Consider the following 16282-nt stretch of genomic DNA (forward strand, 5'->3'; position numbering starts at 1 on the left):
CGACGGCAGACGCCACACCCGCCAATCCCCGCCGTCAAACCACCGGCCTCCCCCACACCGACGAGTACTTGCCCGGCTGGGGGGCGGACCGCGCTCGCGTACTCCGTGGTCATCCCTCGCCCTCTTGCTCACGGTGACCGCTCCCCGTCGGGGCGCCGCTCGTCGTGCCGTCGGGCGCGTCCGCCGCGCGTGTGCGTGTGCCGCCCGTACTCCGCGTGCCGGGCCGCGGCGGTTCGGTGGCCGAGGGCCGGGGGCGGGAGCCGGTGGGCCGCCGCCGTGCGGCGGCCGGCCGACTGGTGCGAAGGCCGTCGCCCGCGTCCGCGGGCCGCACTCGGCGCCGTCGGCGCGGAATCGTCGCCGAGCCCGGTCCAGGACCCTGATCGTCCGCCGTCGGCGCATCCGTTCCGGGCGCCGGGGCCGCAGTTTCGGCAGGCTCGGTCCGAGCCTGCTCGGTCGCCGGTCCCGCATCCTCCAGGGTCTCCGCCGGGCTATGCCCCGAGCGGTCGGCGCGGAGGCAGCGGCGGATCGCCTCCGGGTCGAGGCCCTCGTTGCAGGCCTGGTGGAGCAGGCGCGCGAAAAGGTAATCGGGGTCCGCGCCCAGTGCCATGGCCAGTGCCTCGCGGGCCTCCAGTTCGTCGCCCGTCGACCAGGCGACCCAGCCGGCCAGGGTCAGTGGGGCGGCGGCATGCTCGCCGTACGGACCGACGCAGCGGCGGGCCACGGCGCGCCACAGCCGTAGGGCCGGGCCCGCCTCCTCGCCCTCCATCCACGCGGCCGCGCGGTCGCGGGTGGTGCGGTCCTGGAGTCCGAGAACGAGTGTCGCCGCCTCGTCGTGGCCGAGCAGGTCGTCGTCGCGCAGATCGGCCGGATGCGTGCCGGACACCGGTGCCGCGGCGGCGAAGCGGCGGATGATCCGCTCGGCGAGGGCGAGGGTCTCCTCCGCGACGTCCGCGCGGGCCGCCTCGTCCAGGATGCGGGGCACCAGGTTCATGCCGGCCGCGTCCAGGGCGATCTCCTGTTCCAGGGCCGCGGAGGTCTCCCAGGGGAGCAGCCTGGCGCGCAATTCCCTGAGTGTGCCGCGGACCTGGAGGCCGGCGTAAGTGGCCGCGGCGGCCAGCACGGAGGTGCCGGGCAGGCCCATCGGTGAGCCGTCCTCGGGGCAGCAGCCCTCGATCGGGCAGCAGTAACTCCAGAAGCGGCCGTCCGAGATGCACAGGGCCTCGATGACCGGCACATCGAGGTTGCCGCACTCGACGCGCAGTACGTGGGCCAGCCGCTCGAGTCGGCGCTTGACGTCGCGGCCCGACTCTCCCGGGGCCGGTTCCTGGCAGACGTAGGCCACCATTTGCTCCGGCCGGGCGCCGCGCCGCTCACTGCCGGTCACCAGTCCACGGGCCAGTTGCCGTGCGGCCGCCTCCCAGTCCTCCTCGCTCGCGGGGATGCCGAGCCTGGCCCGGCCGCCGAACCTGCCCTGGCCCTCGCGGTCGTGGAGGGCGACCAGCACCATGCTGTCCTCCGGACGGTAGCCGAGCAGGTAGGGCAGGGCGTCGGCCAGCTCGGCGGGGGTGCGCAGGGTGACCTGCGTGTCGTGTGCGGACGCTCCGGTCGACGGCTCCCGTCCCGAGATGTCGCTGTTTTCGAAGGGCCCGGTCGTTTCGCTGTGATTCGTCATGCGCAGACGATCTCGCGGATCTTGTGACTCCGCTTGGCCCTGTGGATAAGTCGAATCAGGGACACGACAAGGCTGTCGCGGTTGTCCACAGCCGCGGCCCGAGGCCGCCCGCTTGTCGGTCCCGTCCTGTTGTATGGACCGCATGGAGCACACGAGCAACGCGGACCTCCGGGCACGGGCCGACGCCGTCCTCGCCCGGCTCGTCGGGGATGCCACGGGCGCGGCACGGCTGCGCGAGGACCAGTGGCGGGCGATCGAGGCGCTGGTCGCCGACCGGCGTCGGGCTCTGGTCGTGCAGCGCACGGGGTGGGGCAAGTCCGCGGTGTACTTCGTGGCGACCTCGCTGCTGCGGGCCAGAGGAAGCGGGCCCACGGTGATCGTCTCGCCGCTGCTCGCGCTCATGCGCAACCAGGTGGAGGCCGCGGCCCGGGCCGGCATCCACGCGCGGACCATCAACTCCGCCAACACCGAGGAGTGGGAAGCCGTCCAGGGCGAGATCGCGGCCGGAGAGGTGGATGTCCTGCTCGTCAGCCCGGAGCGCCTGAACAACCCCGACTTCCGCGATCAGGTCCTGCCCAAGCTGTCCGCCGCGACCGGCCTGCTGGTCGTGGACGAGGCCCACTGCATCTCCGACTGGGGCCACGACTTCCGTCCCGACTACCGCCGGCTGCGCACGATGCTCGGCGATCTGCCACCCGGCGTCCCCGTGCTGGCGACCACCGCCACGGCCAACGCGCGGGTCACCGCGGATGTCGCCGAGCAACTGGGCACCGGCGGCACGTCGGACGCCCTGGTGCTGCGCGGGCCGCTGGACCGGGAGAGCCTGAGCCTCGGCGTGCTGCGGTTGCCGGACGCCGCGCACCGGATGGCCTGGCTCGCGGACCATCTGGGCGACCTGCCGGGATCCGGCATCGTCTACACGCTCACCGTCGCCGCCGCTGAGGAGGTCACCGCGTTCCTGCGGCAGCGGGGGCACGTCGTCGCCTCGTACACGGGCAAGACGGAGAACGCCGAGCGCCAGCAGGCCGAGGACGATCTGCTCGCCAACCGGGTGAAGGCGCTGGTCGCCACCTCGGCGCTCGGTATGGGGTTCGACAAGCCCGATCTCGGTTTCGTGGTCCACCTCGGTTCGCCCTCCTCCCCCATCGCCTACTACCAGCAGGTGGGCCGGGCCGGCCGGGGTGTCGAACACGCCGAGGTACTGCTGCTGCCGGGCAAGGAGGACGAGGCGATCTGGGAGTACTTCGCCTCATTGGCCTTCCCCTCCGAGGACCTGGTCCGGCGCACCCTGGACGTTCTCGCCCGGGCGGACGGCCCGCTGTCGCTGCCCGCGCTGGAGCCCCTTGTCGAGCTGCGCCGCTCCCGGCTGGAGACCATGCTGAAGGTCCTCGACGTGGACGGAGCGGTGCGGCGGGTCAAGGGCGGCTGGATCGCGACCGGGCAGCCGTGGTCGTACGACACCGAGCGCTACCGCTGGGTCGCCCGGCAGCGCGCGGCAGAACAGCAGGCGATGCGCGCCTATGCGTCCACCACAGCGTGCCGGATGGAGTTCCTGCAGCGCCAGCTGGACGACGAGGGTGCCAAACCGTGCGGCCGTTGCGACAACTGCGCGGAGCCGCGTTTCACCGCCGACATGTCCACGGCGGCGCTGGACGCCGCGCGGAGCGACCTGGGCCGTGCCGGAGTCGAGGTGGAGCCCCGTCGCATGTGGCCGACCGGCCTGCCGGTCATCGGCATCGACCTCAAGGGCCGCATCCCGGCCGGGGAACAGGCCTCGCAGGGGCGGGCTCTGGGGCGGCTTTCGGACATCGGCTGGGGCAATCGACTGCGCCCCCTCTTCGCGCCCCAGACACCGGACGCTCCCGTACCGGACGACGTGGCGCGAGCCGTGGTCGACGTGCTGGCCGACTGGGCCAGGGGCCCCGGCGGCTGGGCCTCCGGCGCGACCGATGCTCCGGCCCGGCCGGTGGGTGTGGTCACCATCGCCTCGCGCACCAGGCCCCGCTTGATTCAGTCCCTGGGCGCCCGGATCGCCGAGATCGGCCGGCTGCCCCTGCTCGGCTCCGTGGACTACGCCGAGGACGTGCCCCGGGTGCCGCGCAGCAACAGCGCGCAGCGGCTGAAGGCCCTCGACGGTGCGCTGACGGTGCCGCCCGTCCTCGCGTCGGCGCTCGCCGAGGCCCAGGGGCCCGTCCTGCTGGTCGACGACTTCACGGAGACGGGGTGGACTCTCGCGGTCGCGGCACGCCTGCTCAGAAAGTCCGGCGCGCGGGGGGTGTTGCCACTGGTCCTCGGCGTTCAAGGATGACCTTGCGACCGCTGGTGGCAACCGAACGTGAGGTGACCCGACGCCCCAGGCGTCGGCAGCCGTTCCGGTGGGTAGGGATATAACCCCCGCACCATCAGATAAGCGGCGGTGGCGCCAATTGCTCGTTGCCGCATCCCAGTTCGGCAGGAAGAATTGAGATCCGCTCCCCGTACGGCTCGTCCGTGATCCGGCTGGGCTTCACTGCGGTGCGCGCTCCCCCGAATCCGACCTCGCCCGCAGTGGGCGCGTAGCCGAAGGGAGAAACGTGACCTTCGGATTCGCCTCGTCCTCGGCGGCATCCTTGTCGACGTCCGCGTCCGCCGCCTCCGCCAGTCGCCTGCTCGAGCCGGCGGAGTGGGCTGCCGCCGGAATCCCCCTGCTGCGCAACCCCCGTGAGGTCGTCAGTGGGCTGCACGCCCGTCATCACCCGCAACCGCAGACGGCGATCGTGGCCGTCCTCGATGCGGACGAGCGGCTGTGTGCCAGCGCCTCGTTCACACGCCGTCCCGCCCCTGCCGACGGCTGGATGTTCCGCAACGCGCTTCTGGACCAGTTGCGCCGGGTCATTCCGCACGACCTACGACGCCGCACACCGGTGCGCACGGCCGTACTGCTCTACTGCCGTGAGGGCGACGGGCGTTGGACGGAGGAGGACGGGGCCTGGATGTGGGGGCTGCGCGACGCCTGCACGCTGCACGGGCTGCGGTGCGGGGCGTACATCACGCTGACCCATGAGGGCTGGCAGGTGCTGGGCGAGGGACGTGGCGGGCGTCGGCCCAACGCTTTGTCCGCGCCGGAGCCGTTCGCCATGTCGCAGGCACCGCCCCTCACCCCCCGTACCGGAGGGCCGGTCTCCGAGGTCCTGCGCCGCGCGGCAGCACGCTGAAGAGACGGCACCGGGGCAGGACACCCGCACGGCCGTCCGCGCCGCCAACCGGCCTGCGCGCAGCGGAACCGCTCTCCGGCCGCCGCACCACAGGGCGTGCCCGATCGGGGCGCCGAGGAGCACGGGTCGGCTCCTGCAGGGTGTCCCGTGGCCGTACGAGATCCACTCTCGGAGTGCCCGGCGTACGACTGACACGGGCACGGCTCAGGGCCCGGCCTCGGTGGGCGCCGGCGCGTCGGCCTGCGCCGGTCCGCCGGCAACCGCCGCTCTCAGCTCCGCCGCTCTCCCGGACTGCCGGAGAGCCACCCCGCGAGTGAGGCAGTCACCGGCGGATCGGCGCACGCCGAAAGCCGCACCGTGCGGAAACCCGGCCGGCGCGGCTCCTACGTCACCCCGGTGCCCCGAGGTGCCGTACGCGGCTCAGACGCCGACGCCCAGCACCGAGTTGATCTGCTGCGGGTCGCCGCAGACGATCAGCAGCGCACCGGCCCGGGAGTGGGCCAGCGGGAGGGCGGCGGCAGCGGCGGAGGCGGGGCCTCCGTTGACGGCCACGACGACCACGGGGCGGGTCCCGGCGCGCGAGGCGGCGGTTGCGTCCGCGTAGAAGACGTCGTCACCGGCGTCGTGCTGCGCCCAGTAGGAGGCTTCGCCGAACGACAACTCGTGCTCGGCCCACGGGTGCGGGTCACCGGTGGTGAGCACGAGCAGGTCGCCGGGGGCACGACCCGAGTCCAGAAGCAGGTCCACCGCCTCTTCCGCGGCGTCGAGCGCGCCCTCGGCGGAGGCCGGGATCAGCTGGATCTGGGGGCTCGCCGCAGGTGCGGCGGGAGCGGCCGGGCCGGACAGGCCCGGCTTGGCCGGAGTCACGTCACGCGGCGTGCGCTGCGCCGGCGGCGTGGGCCGCTGGGGGCCGGGACGACCGGGGCGGGACGGAGCCGCGGGGCGGGGGCCGGGTACGGGGCGAGGGGTCGGCGCGGTGCGGCCGCTGGCCGCGGTGGCGCGGGGACCCTGGGCACTCTCGTGAATCTGAGGCTCCTCGGGAATGAGAGGCATGAGCTGATATTTATCAAACGTTGGTGCGGCGCGGATGGCCGGGTGGCACATCAGTGCGAGCGGAATCGTCAGAAGTCGAAGCCGAGCTGACCCTCGATTTCCGGAACGCTTCCGTCCGCCCAGCTGCGGACCTTCTTGAGGTGCCGCCACTGAGGCAACGCATCAAGATACGCCCACGACAACCGGTGATGCGGGGTGGGCCCCCGCTCCGCCAGTGCGGCCTTGTGCACGGGCGACGGATACCCGGCGTTGTCCGCGAATCCGAAGTCTGCATGGTCGACGCCCAGTTCGGCCATCATTTTGTCGCGCTGAACCTTGGCGATCACCGACGCCGCCGCGACGGCCACACACGAGCGGTCACCCTTGATCACCGTGCGCACCTGCCAGGGGGCACCGAGATAGTCGTGCTTCCCGTCGAGGATCACGGCGTCGGGCCGGGCCGGCAGAGCGTCCAGGGCACGGACTGCGGCGAGCCGGAGCGCGGCCGTCATCCCCAGGTCGTCTATCTCCTCGGGGGAAGCATGCCCGAGCGCGTAGGCAGTCACCCATGTCCGCAGGATCTCGGCCATTGCCGTACGGCGCCTGATCGTCAGCAGTTTGGAGTCGGTGAGGCCCTCCGGGGGCCGACGCAGGCCGGTGATCGCCGCGCAGACGGTGACGGGTCCGGCCCAGGCGCCGCGCCCCACCTCGTCGACACCGGCAATGAGCTTCGCTCCGGTCGTGGCGCGCAGCGAGCGCTCGACGGTGTGAGTAGGTGATTCGTACGGCATGGCGCCCTTAGGGTACGCCGCCGGGATCGTCACGCGACACCCCGGTCGCCCGTCCCTTACCGAGATCGCCGGCCCGGACCGTCAACCGCCGTGGGGACGCAGCAGCGGGAGCATCGGCTGGCCGATCATCTCCTCGAGCTCCCGGTCGCTCCATTCGCTTGCGCACACTTTTGATCGGTACGCCATCATGGCCGGGATGACGTCGAAGACATAGCCGTTCGCCGCGTCCGAGCGGACCTCCTGTCGCTCTATGCCGCGCGATGACCTCGCGGAGCAGCTCGACAGTCGGCTCCACGACCCCTCCGACGATCACGCCCTGGAAACGTTGCGCTTGCACTTGATCGCACTTGTGAATCACCACGCGCAGCGCGGCACCGGGAGCCGAGTACATGATCTGCCGCATTTGCCGGCACAGGGTGAGGAGATCCGCACGTACACTCCGGAGGTCCGGGGCCGCCTCGACCCGGGGCAGTCCGGCCTCCAGCGCGTCCGCGAGGAGATCCTCCTTGGACGGCCAGCGGCGGTAGACCGCGGCCTTGCCGGTCTGGGCGCCGGCCGCGACGCCCTCCCTACACCGACTGAGCCCGAACGACCGGCCGCCGATATCGAAGACGCCCAGCGTCGCATGGGAAACGCCCCTGACCGCTGGAGACCAGCAGCGGTCGCAGGTGGCGCGACGGCCACGCAGCGGACGCCTGCGCACTTCGGGCGCCAGCCCCGGACTGGACATGGTGCCGGTGGTCCAGGTGTCGTAGACGAGCATCACGTTGTCGCCCGGCAATGCCGTTCCCGGCGGGTTCGCCGAGGCATACGACGGCGAGCAGCATGGTTCCCGATCTGCTGCACGCGATGATCAAGACGTTTGCCGATGCCCTCATGTCGGCAGAGGCCAGCGCTCTGGCCATCCCGAGCTACGGCATGGCGGTTGCTTCCCGCCACACGATCGCGGACCTCTACGACACGAAGCGCCGCCACAGCGCGGCTGGCGGCAAACCGCCCGTCGAGTTCGCCCCCAGACCGGTCACGAAGACAGGGCCGCATGACCAACGTCTCCACGCGACCAGGGGATCGGCAATCCGTACTTCCTCTGTATCCGTGCGTACAGACGGTCTGGATATCGCGTACAGCGCTCTGTGCGAGGGTGCGGGCATGAGTTCCGGTATGGGCCCGGAACCGCGAGGAGGCCAAGTTGTTCGACGAGCAGGTCCCCCTGCCTCAGGTCCATCACCCCCTGGAGACGCTGAAGGAGATCGAGAACAACGCGACACTCGACCAGGAGTCGCTGCTGCGTGACGTCGACGCACCCTGGGCGAGTCTCCTGACGGCCTTCGTGGACACGCTGAACGAAATGGCGATGCGACAGACCGGTCACATCGCCGGGTACGGCTTGGACGAGGGGCACGCGGGCGGTTGCGGTTGACGAGGGGGCACCGGCGGCAAGTGGAGGCGGTACGCGTGTGCGGGCGCCCGGCGCGTCAGCCGACCCGGCCCGGGGGCAGGGGGCTGACCGTCGCCCACGCCTGCCGGTGCCGCCTCGCGTAGAGCCGCACCAGCGACGGCAGCCGGTAGCTCGCGGGGCCGTCAGGCCTGGTGACGTCTTCGGGCCGGACTTGCAGGAGCTGGGTGTCCACCAGTTGTTCCAGGAGTTCCTCTGCGTCGTCGAGGGCGTGGCCGAGCAGGGGGGCCGCGTGCGCCGCGGTGAAACAGCTGAGGCCGGCCGACGCGAGCACATGAAGGGCGGTCGCCGCGCCCTCGGGAAGCAACTCCAGCGCCAGGCACATGCCCCGGGTGACGTCCAGGCATCCGATGCGCAGTTCCGCGAGCCTGCGCGCCTCCTCCGCCAGTCGGTCGGCGAGCCGGGCGACGGACCAGTGCGGGCGGGCGGCGAGCCGGGCGCCGGCGATGCGCAGCGCGAGCGGTAGCCGGTCGCAGAACTCGGCGACACGCAGCGCCGCTTCGGGTTCGGCGGCGAGCCGCTCCGCGCCGGCCACCGAAGCGAGGAGCGCCGCCGCCTCGGCCGGGGCCATCGGGCCGAGACGGACCAGCCGTACCGCGTCGAGTGAGGCGAGCGCGGGGTGCACGCCGGTGACGACCGTGCGGCTCGCCCCGCCGCCCGGCATCAGAGGGCTCACCTGGAGGTCGTCGGCGGCGTTGTCCAGGACGATGAGCATGCGGCGGCCGGCGACGAGGGTACGGAAGAGCTGTACGCGCTCGTCCGTCCCGGCGGGCTGTCGTTCCGCCTCGGTGCCGAGGGCGCGCAGGAACCAGCCGAGCACCTCGTGCGGGCGGCGGGGGCGGCCTTCCGCGGTGCGCATGTCCGCGTACAACTGCCCTTCGGGAAAGTCCCGCCGGCATCGCTCGGCGACCCACAGGGCAAGCGACGAGGTGCCGGTTCCGGGCGGCCCGGTGATCACGACGTCGCGGCGGTCGCGCAGTGCGGCGGCAACCGTCCGCGCCGCGTTGGTCCGACCGATGAGGTCCGCGGACGCCGCCGGCAGCAGGGCGGGCACCGGTGTGCGGCCTGCGGCCGCGGAGGCCGCGGGCACGGTGGACTCCGCCTGCAGGTGTCCGGCATCGGTGGTGGGGTACGCGGCCGCCGCAGGATCGTCCGGGCCGGCGTCGGCGAAGTGTGTCACGGAGGGGGCGGCAGCACGGAGGGTCGCGTCGGGCAGGGCTGGTGCCGTGAGTGCCCGGCGCGTCACCACCGCCCGATGAACCGACATCGCGGGCCCGGCCGGCGTTCCGGGCGCGGCCGGGCGCCCTGCCGGACCTGCGGCGCCCTCCGGATCGCCGGCCGCCGGCCCGCGCACCGCGATCGCCGGGCGTTCGGGGGCCTCGGGGCCCGGTAGGGTGCCCGTGAGGATGCTCTGGTGGAGGGCGTGGAGTTCGGGGCCCGGGGCGATACCGAGGTCCTCGCCGAGGAGACGGCGGCCGTTGTCGTAGACGGCCAGTGCGTCGGCCCGGCGGCCGCTGCGGAACAGGGCGGTCATCAACTGACCGCGCAGCCGGTCGCGCAGCGGATGGCCGGCGACGTGCCCGGTCAGGCCCGGGACCAGGTCCTCATGGCGGCCGAGAGCGAGCGCCGCGTCGATGTGGTGTTCCACTGCCGTCAGACGCGCCTCCTCCAGGCACGGCCCCTGCGTGGCGGCGAGTCGCTCGGTGACGCCGCCGAGGGCCGGCCCGTGCCACAGTGCGAGGGCGCCTGCGAGGCTGCGCTCGGCCGACGCGTACCGGCCGCTGCGCAGCGCCGCGCGGCCCTCCTCGACAAGTCTCCGGAAGGTCTCCCAGTCGAGGGTGGCGCGCCCGAGCTCCAGGCGGTAGCCGGTGCCCTGCCGGGTGAGGCCGGTCTCGGGTCCCAGTCGGGTACGCAGCCGCGACACATACGTGTAGAGCCGGCTGGTGCCGCCCGCGGGCGGGTCCGCGCCCCAGAGCAGGTCGGTCAGCGCCTCGTCCGTGACGACCCGACCGTGCGCGATCACCAGAGCGGCGAAGGTGGCCCGCTGCTTGGCCCCGTCGAGCGGGACACAGCGCCCGTCGCGCTGGGCGCTGACAGGACCCAGAATCCTGAACTCCATGGTGAACACCCCCCCGTTGGCGGGTTCGCTGCCACGACGCCGGGTGCCGTGCGCTGCCGCACGGTCGCCGGCGGCAGGGCGACCCGGTCAGCTGCTTCGCACGGCCACGTAGTCGCACAGCGCCAACAACGCATGCCGGGCGGGAAGTTCTGGCAGCGGGCCGAGAGCCGCCCGGGCAAGGTCGAGGCGGCGGTGCAACGCGGCCTCGCTCTCGGCGAGCGCAGGCGAACGGGCGAAGAGTTCCAGGGCGCGGGCCGCGGACTCCTCCGGTACGGGTCCCGCGGCGAGCAGTTCTCGCAGTTCCGCGTCCTGCGGGTGCCCGCCCGCCAGGGCCAGCAGGACGGGGAGCGTGGGCACGCCCGCCAGCAGGTCCCTGCCGTGTTCCTTGCCGCTGGCCCCGGCCGTGGAGCACATGTCGAGGAGGTCGTCGGCGATCTGGAAGGCGACGCCCAACTCCTCGCCGAACCCGGTCAGCGCTGCCACGTGCTCCTCGGGCGCGCCGGCCTGCAGAGCGCCGATGCCCAGGGACATCGACAGCAGGGCCGCCGTCTTGCCCGACAGCACCCGGAAATAGTGATCGACCTGGCCCTCGCCCTCCGTCGGCCCGGTCAGCTCCAGGAGCTGCCCGGCGACCAGGCGTTCCGCGGTCGCGGCGTGCAGGAGAAACGCGGCGGGGCTGAGGTCGGCGGCCATCCGGGCGCCGCGGGCGAGCAGCCAGTCGCCGCTGAACACGGCGGTCGGGGCGCCGAACCGGGCGTGAACGCTGGCCACCCCGTGCCGCAGGGGGGCATGGTCCATGACGTCGTCGTGGTGCAGGGAGGCGATGTGAACCAGTTCGGCGACGACAGCCGCCTCGGTGACGCCCGCGCACCAGGGTGTGCCGAACTCGGCGCCGAGCAGGACGAGCAGCGGGCGCAGCCGCTTGCCTCCGGCGCGGGCCAGGTGCCCGGTCGCCTCGGCGATCCGTGGGTCGGCGGTGTCCTGTGTGGTGGCAACGAGTAGCTTCTCGGCCTGTTCCATACCTGCCCGCAGCCGTCTGCCGAGGTCGGGACTGTCCAGGGCGAGGCGCTCGACAAGCCCTGCTTCCCTAGGGAGTGGGACGTCTGCCACAGCCATGGGAATACGTCGCACACTCATGGGCACCTTTCCGGGACACGGTGGAGCACTGCGCTCTCCCTACATCCGGGCGACAACTCTCCCCCTCGCCGACGAAAGTCCTCAACGGGCCTGACATCAACGTGCCATCGCGGCGGAAGGCGCCGGTCGGGCCCGTAGCCCCTCCTTCCTGCCGCACCGCCGGCCGCCGGATCGCGGGCCGGGACCCGCTCGGCGACGTGCGCCCCGCCACGCCCGGGTGTCCCGCCCGGTGCCTTCCGCCGCGCGGCCAGACCCGAGCCGTACGCACCCGCCGGGCGGCTGGCAGATAGCTGCCAGCCACCACCGTCGGACGCACCGGACCTGCCTAGACTCGCCCGCACCCCCACTCGCACCAACCCACCGGAGGTGCTCCCCCCACGGAGCCGCCGGGCGTTTTCCGCGGACCGATCACGAGCCGGCCCTGAGCCCCACCGCGGATTCCGCTTGGCCGGGCCCGACAGGCTCCGACCCACAACCCGCCGGCCGGGATCCTTGCGCTCAGTCGCCGTCGAGTGCCGCGACGCATTCCACAGCCGTGGCGCCGGCTCAGCGGCGTGTCCCGTACGAGGACACCGGACGCCGCACCCCCAACCGCCCGGCAGCACAGATTTCACACGTTTGCTAAGGAGTCCCATGTTCGGACGGATCGGACAGGCTGTCGTCCGCCGCCCCTGGTTGACCATCTCCGCCTGGATTGTCGCTGCGGTCGCGCTGGCCGTCTTCGCCCCCCAGCTGAAGTCGACCAGCGACCAGGCCGACTTCCTGCCCTCGCACTACGAGTCGGTCCAGGCAGAGAAGATCCAGGAGAATGCATTTCCGCACAACGAACAGCCCGCGGCCATCGCGGTGTTCGAGCGGTCCGACGGCACCACGCTGAAGAAGGCGGACCGCGAGGAGGTCGTCAAGGTCTCCGCCGGCCTCCAGCGCCTCGGCATCAACAAGATCAAGCAGATCGGGACCAGCCCGGACGCGATCTCCCCGAACGGTGAGATCGCGCTCTCCAGCGTCATAGCGACCACCAAGGACGCCTACGACCCGGGTCTGATGGACTCGGTCAAGAAGCTTCGCGAAGAGGCGAAGTCGATGCTCAAGGGCAGCGACCTGAAGGTCGGCTTCACCGGTTCGGCCGCGAGTGCGCTGGACGCGAAGGAGTCCTCCGGCGACACCGACTCGATGATCATGTCGGCCACCCTGCTCCTCATCATCCTCCTGCTGCTGATCATCTTCCGCAGCCCGCTGATCGCGGTGCTCCCTGTGGTGATCATCGGCCTTGCCTTCATGGTCGCCACCGGCCTGATCGCCACCGCCGCCGAACTCGGCGGTCTGAAGGCCGACGACTCCATCTCCGCCATCCTCATCGTGGTGCTGTTCGGCGTCGGCACCGACTACATCCTGTTCCTGCTCTTCCGCCACCGTGAACTCCTGCGCCAGGGCCAGGAGCCCAAGCAGGCCATGGTCAACGCGGTCAGCCTGGTCGGTGAGACCGTGGCATCCGCGGCCGGCGCCGTCATCGTCGCCTTCCTCGCGCTGTTGCTGTCCACCATGGGCATGCTCCGCACCATGGGCCCTTCGCTCGCCATCTCCGTCGCGGTGGCCCTGGCCGCCGGGCTCACCCTGGTGCCCGCCGTCTTCTCGCTGCTCGGCACCAAGGCGTACTGGCCCTCCAAGTCCTGGAAACGGCAGCCGAAGAACGTTCTCGCCGGCCGCGTCGCCACCCTCGCCTCCCGGCGCCCCGGTGCGGTCGCCGCGGTCACCGGCGGGGTCCTTGCCGTGCTCGCCGTGGGTGTGCTCGGCTTCCGCGCCGAGTTCGACACCACCAGCTCGCTGCCGTCCAGCCTTGAGTCGGTCAAGGCGATGCAGGACATGCAGCGCGGCTTCTCCGCCGGACAGTCCGACCCGACCACCATCTACCTGCGGGGGGACGGCGACGCGAAGCTGGCGCAGAGCCAACTGGCGGCGTTCGGCAGTGCGGTGAGCAAGGTCGAGGGGGTCGGCCACGTCTCCCCCGCCCTGATCGGCAAGGACGGCACGGTCGCCGAGTACAACGTGATCCTTGAGTACAAGCCCTCCAGTGACAAGGCCATCTCCCTGGTCTCCGGACGGCTGCGGGACACCGCCCACCGGGCCGCGCCCGAGGGCACGTCGGCGGTGATCGGCGGCACCACGGCGGTGCTGGCCGACATCCGGACCGCAGTGGACCACGACTACAGGGTCGTCTTCCCGGCAGCCGGCATCGCCATCATGATCATCCTCGGGCTGCTGCTGCGCAGCGTGGTCGCCCCGCTGTACCTGATGGTGTCTGTCGCGCTCGGCTTCGGCGGCACGCTCGGCGCCACCGTCTGGCTGTTCCAGGACGGCCAGGGCAAGGACGGGCTGCTCTTCACGCTGCCGGTGATCGTCTACCTCTTCGTGGTGGCGATCGGCACCGACTACAACATCCTGATGGTGAGCCGGCTGCGGGAGGAGATCCGGCGGGGCAGCGCCCCGCGGGAGGCCGCCGCACGGGCCATCGCCGCCTCGGTGCCGACCATCGGCGCGGCCTCGGTCATCCTGGCCGGGACCTTCGGCGTACTGATGCTCGCCAAGAACACCATGCTCCAGCAGATGGGCTTCGCGGTCGCCTTCGGCATCCTGCTGTCCGCGTTCGTGATGGCTATGCTCCTGGTGCCCGCGCTGACCACCCTGCTCGGCCGCCGCGCCTGGTGGCCAGGACACAAGCCAGGCACGGCCCCCGTCGAACCCGTGGGAGCGCCCGGCGGCCACGACGCCGACCGTCCGCTCGTCCGGAACACGTGATCCCACCGAGAGGAGGGCGCCGCCCGGTCCCCGCCGCGGAAGCGGGGACCGGGCGGCGCGCGCATGCATGGAACTCACCCTGTTCCTGATCGTCGCCGCCGCCACGCTCGTCGTCTCCGTGTCCCTCCTGTCCGTCGGAGCCCGGCGGCTGCTCGGCCTGAGAGTCGGCAAGACCCGCGCCGCATTCGCCAGCCTGGCCGCCGTGGGCGCCAGCGCCCTGATCGGCTCTGCCATGGGCGAGGCCCGCCACACGCCCCTGGTCTCCGTGCAGATCGGTCTGACGCTGCTGGCGGCGGTCGGCTTCCTCGCACTGTCCGAGGCGGTGGTGCCGTCCGGTTCCCTGTCCGGGATGGTCCGCTGGCCCCGCCAGATACGCGACCGGCTGGCCCGCACTCGCCGCTACGGCCAGCTGAGCCGGATCGCGATGCGTCACGGTCTCGGCGACGCGCTGCGCGGCCGGGGTCTCAAGGGCCCCGAGGCGACGCTGGAGCGGGCACACCTCGCACGGCGACTGCGGCTCGCCCTGGAGGACGCGGGCGCCACCTTCGTCAAGCTCGGCCAGGTGCTCTCCACCCGCTACGACCTGCTGCCGCCCGAGTTCGTGACGGAACTCACCAAACTCCAGCACCAGGTGACTCCCGATCCCTGGGAGGAGGTCAAGCAGGTGCTGACGGCGGAGCTCGGCGACGAACCCGAGGCGTTCTTCGCGGAGTTCGACCCCGAACCGGTCGCCGCCGGCTCGATCGCCCAGGTGTACCGGGCCCGGCTCGCCACCGGCGAGGATGTCGCTGTCAAGGTGCAGCGGCCCGGCGCCCAGGCGGTGGTCGACCTCGACGTCGACATCCTGTTCCGGATCAGCCGCAAGATCGAGGAGACCACTTCCTGGGGCCGGGACTTCGGCACCCTCGACCTCGCGGAGGGTTTCGCCCTCTCCCTGCACGAGGAGCTCGACTTCCGCATCGAGGCCCGCAACATGGCCGCGATACGGGCCGTCGCCCAGAGCCCCGAGCAGCGATCCGGGGTGCACATGCCCCACGTGTACGAGGAGCTGTCCGGCAAGCGGGTCCTCGTCCTGGAGTGGCTGGCGGGCACGCCACTCAACGGGGCCGACGACACCATCGAGGAACACGGCCTGGACCGCGCCAAGCTGGTCCGGCAGCTCATGGAGTGCATCCTCGAACAGATCATGATCGGCGGGGTGTTCCACGCCGATCCGCACCCCGGCAACATCATGCTGCTCCGGGACGGCGAGCTTGGGCTGCTCGACTTCGGCTCGGTGGGCAGGATCAGCCGGGTGCTGCGGGAGGCGCTCGGCCAACTGCTGCTCGCCATCGACCGCGGCGACCCGCTCGCGCTCTCGGACGCCCTCCTCGAACTGGTCGACCGGACCGAGGACACCGACGAGCGGCTCCTGGAGAGGAGTCTGGGCCGCTTCATGGCCCGCCACCTCACCCCCGGCACCCGGCCGGACAGCGAGATGTTCTCCGACCTGTTCCGCCTGGTGGCCCGGCACGGTCTGACGGTGCCGCCGGAGATCGCGGCCACCTTCCGCGCGCTGGCCACCCTGGAAGGGGCGATGACGCAGCTCAGTCCCGGGTTCGACATCATCGCCGAGGCGCGAACCTTCGCGTCGGCGCAGATGCAGCACAAGCTGCGGCCCGAGTCCGTCGGCCGCGCCCTCGTCGAGGAGGCACTGACCCTCGCCCCCGTGCTGCGCCGGCTGCCACGCCGTATCGAGCGGATCACCGGCAACCTGGAGCAGGGCAAACTCGGTGTCCAGGTCAGGCTGCTCGCCGACCCCAGGGACCGGCACTTCGTCCGCAGCCTCGTGCACGACGTGGTGCTCGCCTTCCTCGGTGGGGTCACCGCCCTAATCGGAGTGATGCTGCTGGACAACGACCAGGGTCCACGGCTGGGTCACTCGCTGACGCTCTACCACCTCATGGGTTATCACGTGCTGCTGGTCAGTTCCGCGCTGGTGATCCGCGTGATGTTCCACGTCTTCCGCGCACCGAGGCGCCGGTAACGGCCGGACACGCACCCACGCACGTCGAGACGCCCGCGGCTCACCGGCACAGTGCCGGT

General features: G+C 72.0%; 10 protein-coding genes and 1 pseudogene. 5 read left to right on the forward strand and 6 right to left on the reverse strand.

Annotation, left to right across the window (positions count from 1 at the left end):
• Positions 1-109: 109 nt before the first annotated feature.
• Positions 110-1672: a DUF4192 domain-containing protein gene (locus AC07C1_RS05630; protein WP_478937094.1), complete on the reverse strand. Its 1563-nt coding sequence runs from the start codon at positions 1670-1672 to the stop codon at positions 110-112.
• A 142-nt stretch (positions 1673-1814) separates the two neighbouring features.
• Between AC07C1_RS05630 and AC07C1_RS05635 the strand changes: the two genes are divergently transcribed.
• Together AC07C1_RS05635 and AC07C1_RS05640 are read left to right on the forward strand one after the other, a co-directional pair.
• Entirely contained in the window at positions 1815-3980 is a 2166-nt protein-coding gene (locus AC07C1_RS05635) for a RecQ family ATP-dependent DNA helicase (protein WP_478937096.1), read from the forward strand.
• Positions 3981-4245: 265 nt separating this feature from the next.
• Positions 4246-4866, forward strand: a complete 621-nt coding sequence (locus tag AC07C1_RS05640; RefSeq protein ID WP_478937098.1) for a hypothetical protein — start codon at positions 4246-4248, stop codon at positions 4864-4866.
• Positions 4867-5286: 420 nt separating this feature from the next.
• Here the strand turns inward: AC07C1_RS05640 and AC07C1_RS05645 are convergent, their stop codons facing one another.
• From AC07C1_RS05645 to AC07C1_RS05655, 3 genes and pseudogenes are all read right to left on the reverse strand, one after another.
• Positions 5287-5919, reverse strand: coding sequence for a hypothetical protein (locus AC07C1_RS05645; RefSeq protein ID WP_478937099.1), 633 nt, complete (start codon positions 5917-5919; stop codon positions 5287-5289).
• Positions 5920-5987: 68 nt separating this feature from the next.
• Positions 5988-6689 (reverse strand): ribonuclease HII, encoded by a 702-nt coding sequence (locus AC07C1_RS05650; RefSeq protein WP_478937100.1) that lies wholly within the window; start codon positions 6687-6689, stop codon positions 5988-5990.
• An 81-nt stretch (positions 6690-6770) separates the two neighbouring features.
• Positions 6771-7419, reverse strand: a pseudogene (locus AC07C1_RS05655) (TetR/AcrR family transcriptional regulator).
• A gap of 459 nt (positions 7420-7878) precedes the next feature.
• Here AC07C1_RS05655 and AC07C1_RS05660 point away from each other — a divergent pair.
• Entirely contained in the window at positions 7879-8109 is a 231-nt protein-coding gene (locus AC07C1_RS05660; protein ID WP_478937101.1) for a DUF6269 family protein, read from the forward strand.
• Between the two features lie 55 nt (positions 8110-8164).
• On the opposite strand, the gene AC07C1_RS05665 is transcribed toward AC07C1_RS05660, so the two are convergent.
• Positions 8165-10264 (reverse strand): AfsR/SARP family transcriptional regulator, encoded by a 2100-nt coding sequence (locus tag AC07C1_RS05665; protein ID WP_478937102.1) that lies wholly within the window; start codon positions 10262-10264, stop codon positions 8165-8167.
• 87 nt (positions 10265-10351) lie between these two features.
• The gene (locus AC07C1_RS05670; RefSeq protein WP_478937103.1) at positions 10352-11374 is read right to left on the reverse strand and encodes a polyprenyl synthetase family protein; all 1023 of its coding nucleotides are present in this window, start codon (positions 11372-11374) and stop codon (positions 10352-10354) included.
• A gap of 660 nt (positions 11375-12034) precedes the next feature.
• On the opposite strand from AC07C1_RS05670, the gene AC07C1_RS05675 reads away from it, so the two are divergent.
• Both AC07C1_RS05675 and AC07C1_RS05680 read left to right on the forward strand, forming a co-directional pair.
• Positions 12035-14197 (forward strand): MMPL family transporter, encoded by a 2163-nt coding sequence (locus tag AC07C1_RS05675; protein WP_478937104.1) that lies wholly within the window; start codon positions 12035-12037, stop codon positions 14195-14197.
• Positions 14198-14264: 67 nt separating this feature from the next.
• Entirely contained in the window at positions 14265-16223 is a 1959-nt protein-coding gene (locus tag AC07C1_RS05680) for an ABC1 kinase family protein (RefSeq protein WP_478937106.1), read from the forward strand.
• Positions 16224-16282: the final 59 nt, after the last annotated feature.

Source organism: Streptomyces sp. NPDC045022, from assembly GCF_056432605.1.

Bases quoted from the DNA above. Each gene is read 5' to 3' on its own strand.
- AC07C1_RS05680 (WP_478937106.1), top strand. From the start codon at position 14,265: ATGGAACTCACCCTGTTCCTGATCGTCGCCGCCGCCACGCTCGTCGTC.
- AC07C1_RS05665 (WP_478937102.1), bottom strand. From the start codon at position 10,264: ATGGAGTTCAGGATTCTGGGTCCTGTCAGCGCCCAGCGCGACGGGCGC.
- AC07C1_RS05635 (WP_478937096.1), top strand. From the start codon at position 1,815: ATGGAGCACACGAGCAACGCGGACCTCCGGGCACGGGCCGACGCCGTC.
- AC07C1_RS05645 (WP_478937099.1), bottom strand. From the start codon at position 5,919: ATGCCTCTCATTCCCGAGGAGCCTCAGATTCACGAGAGTGCCCAGGGT.
- AC07C1_RS05630 (WP_478937094.1), bottom strand. From the start codon at position 1,672: ATGACGAATCACAGCGAAACGACCGGGCCCTTCGAAAACAGCGACATC.
- AC07C1_RS05650 (WP_478937100.1), bottom strand. From the start codon at position 6,689: ATGCCGTACGAATCACCTACTCACACCGTCGAGCGCTCGCTGCGCGCC.
- AC07C1_RS05675 (WP_478937104.1), top strand. From the start codon at position 12,035: ATGTTCGGACGGATCGGACAGGCTGTCGTCCGCCGCCCCTGGTTGACC.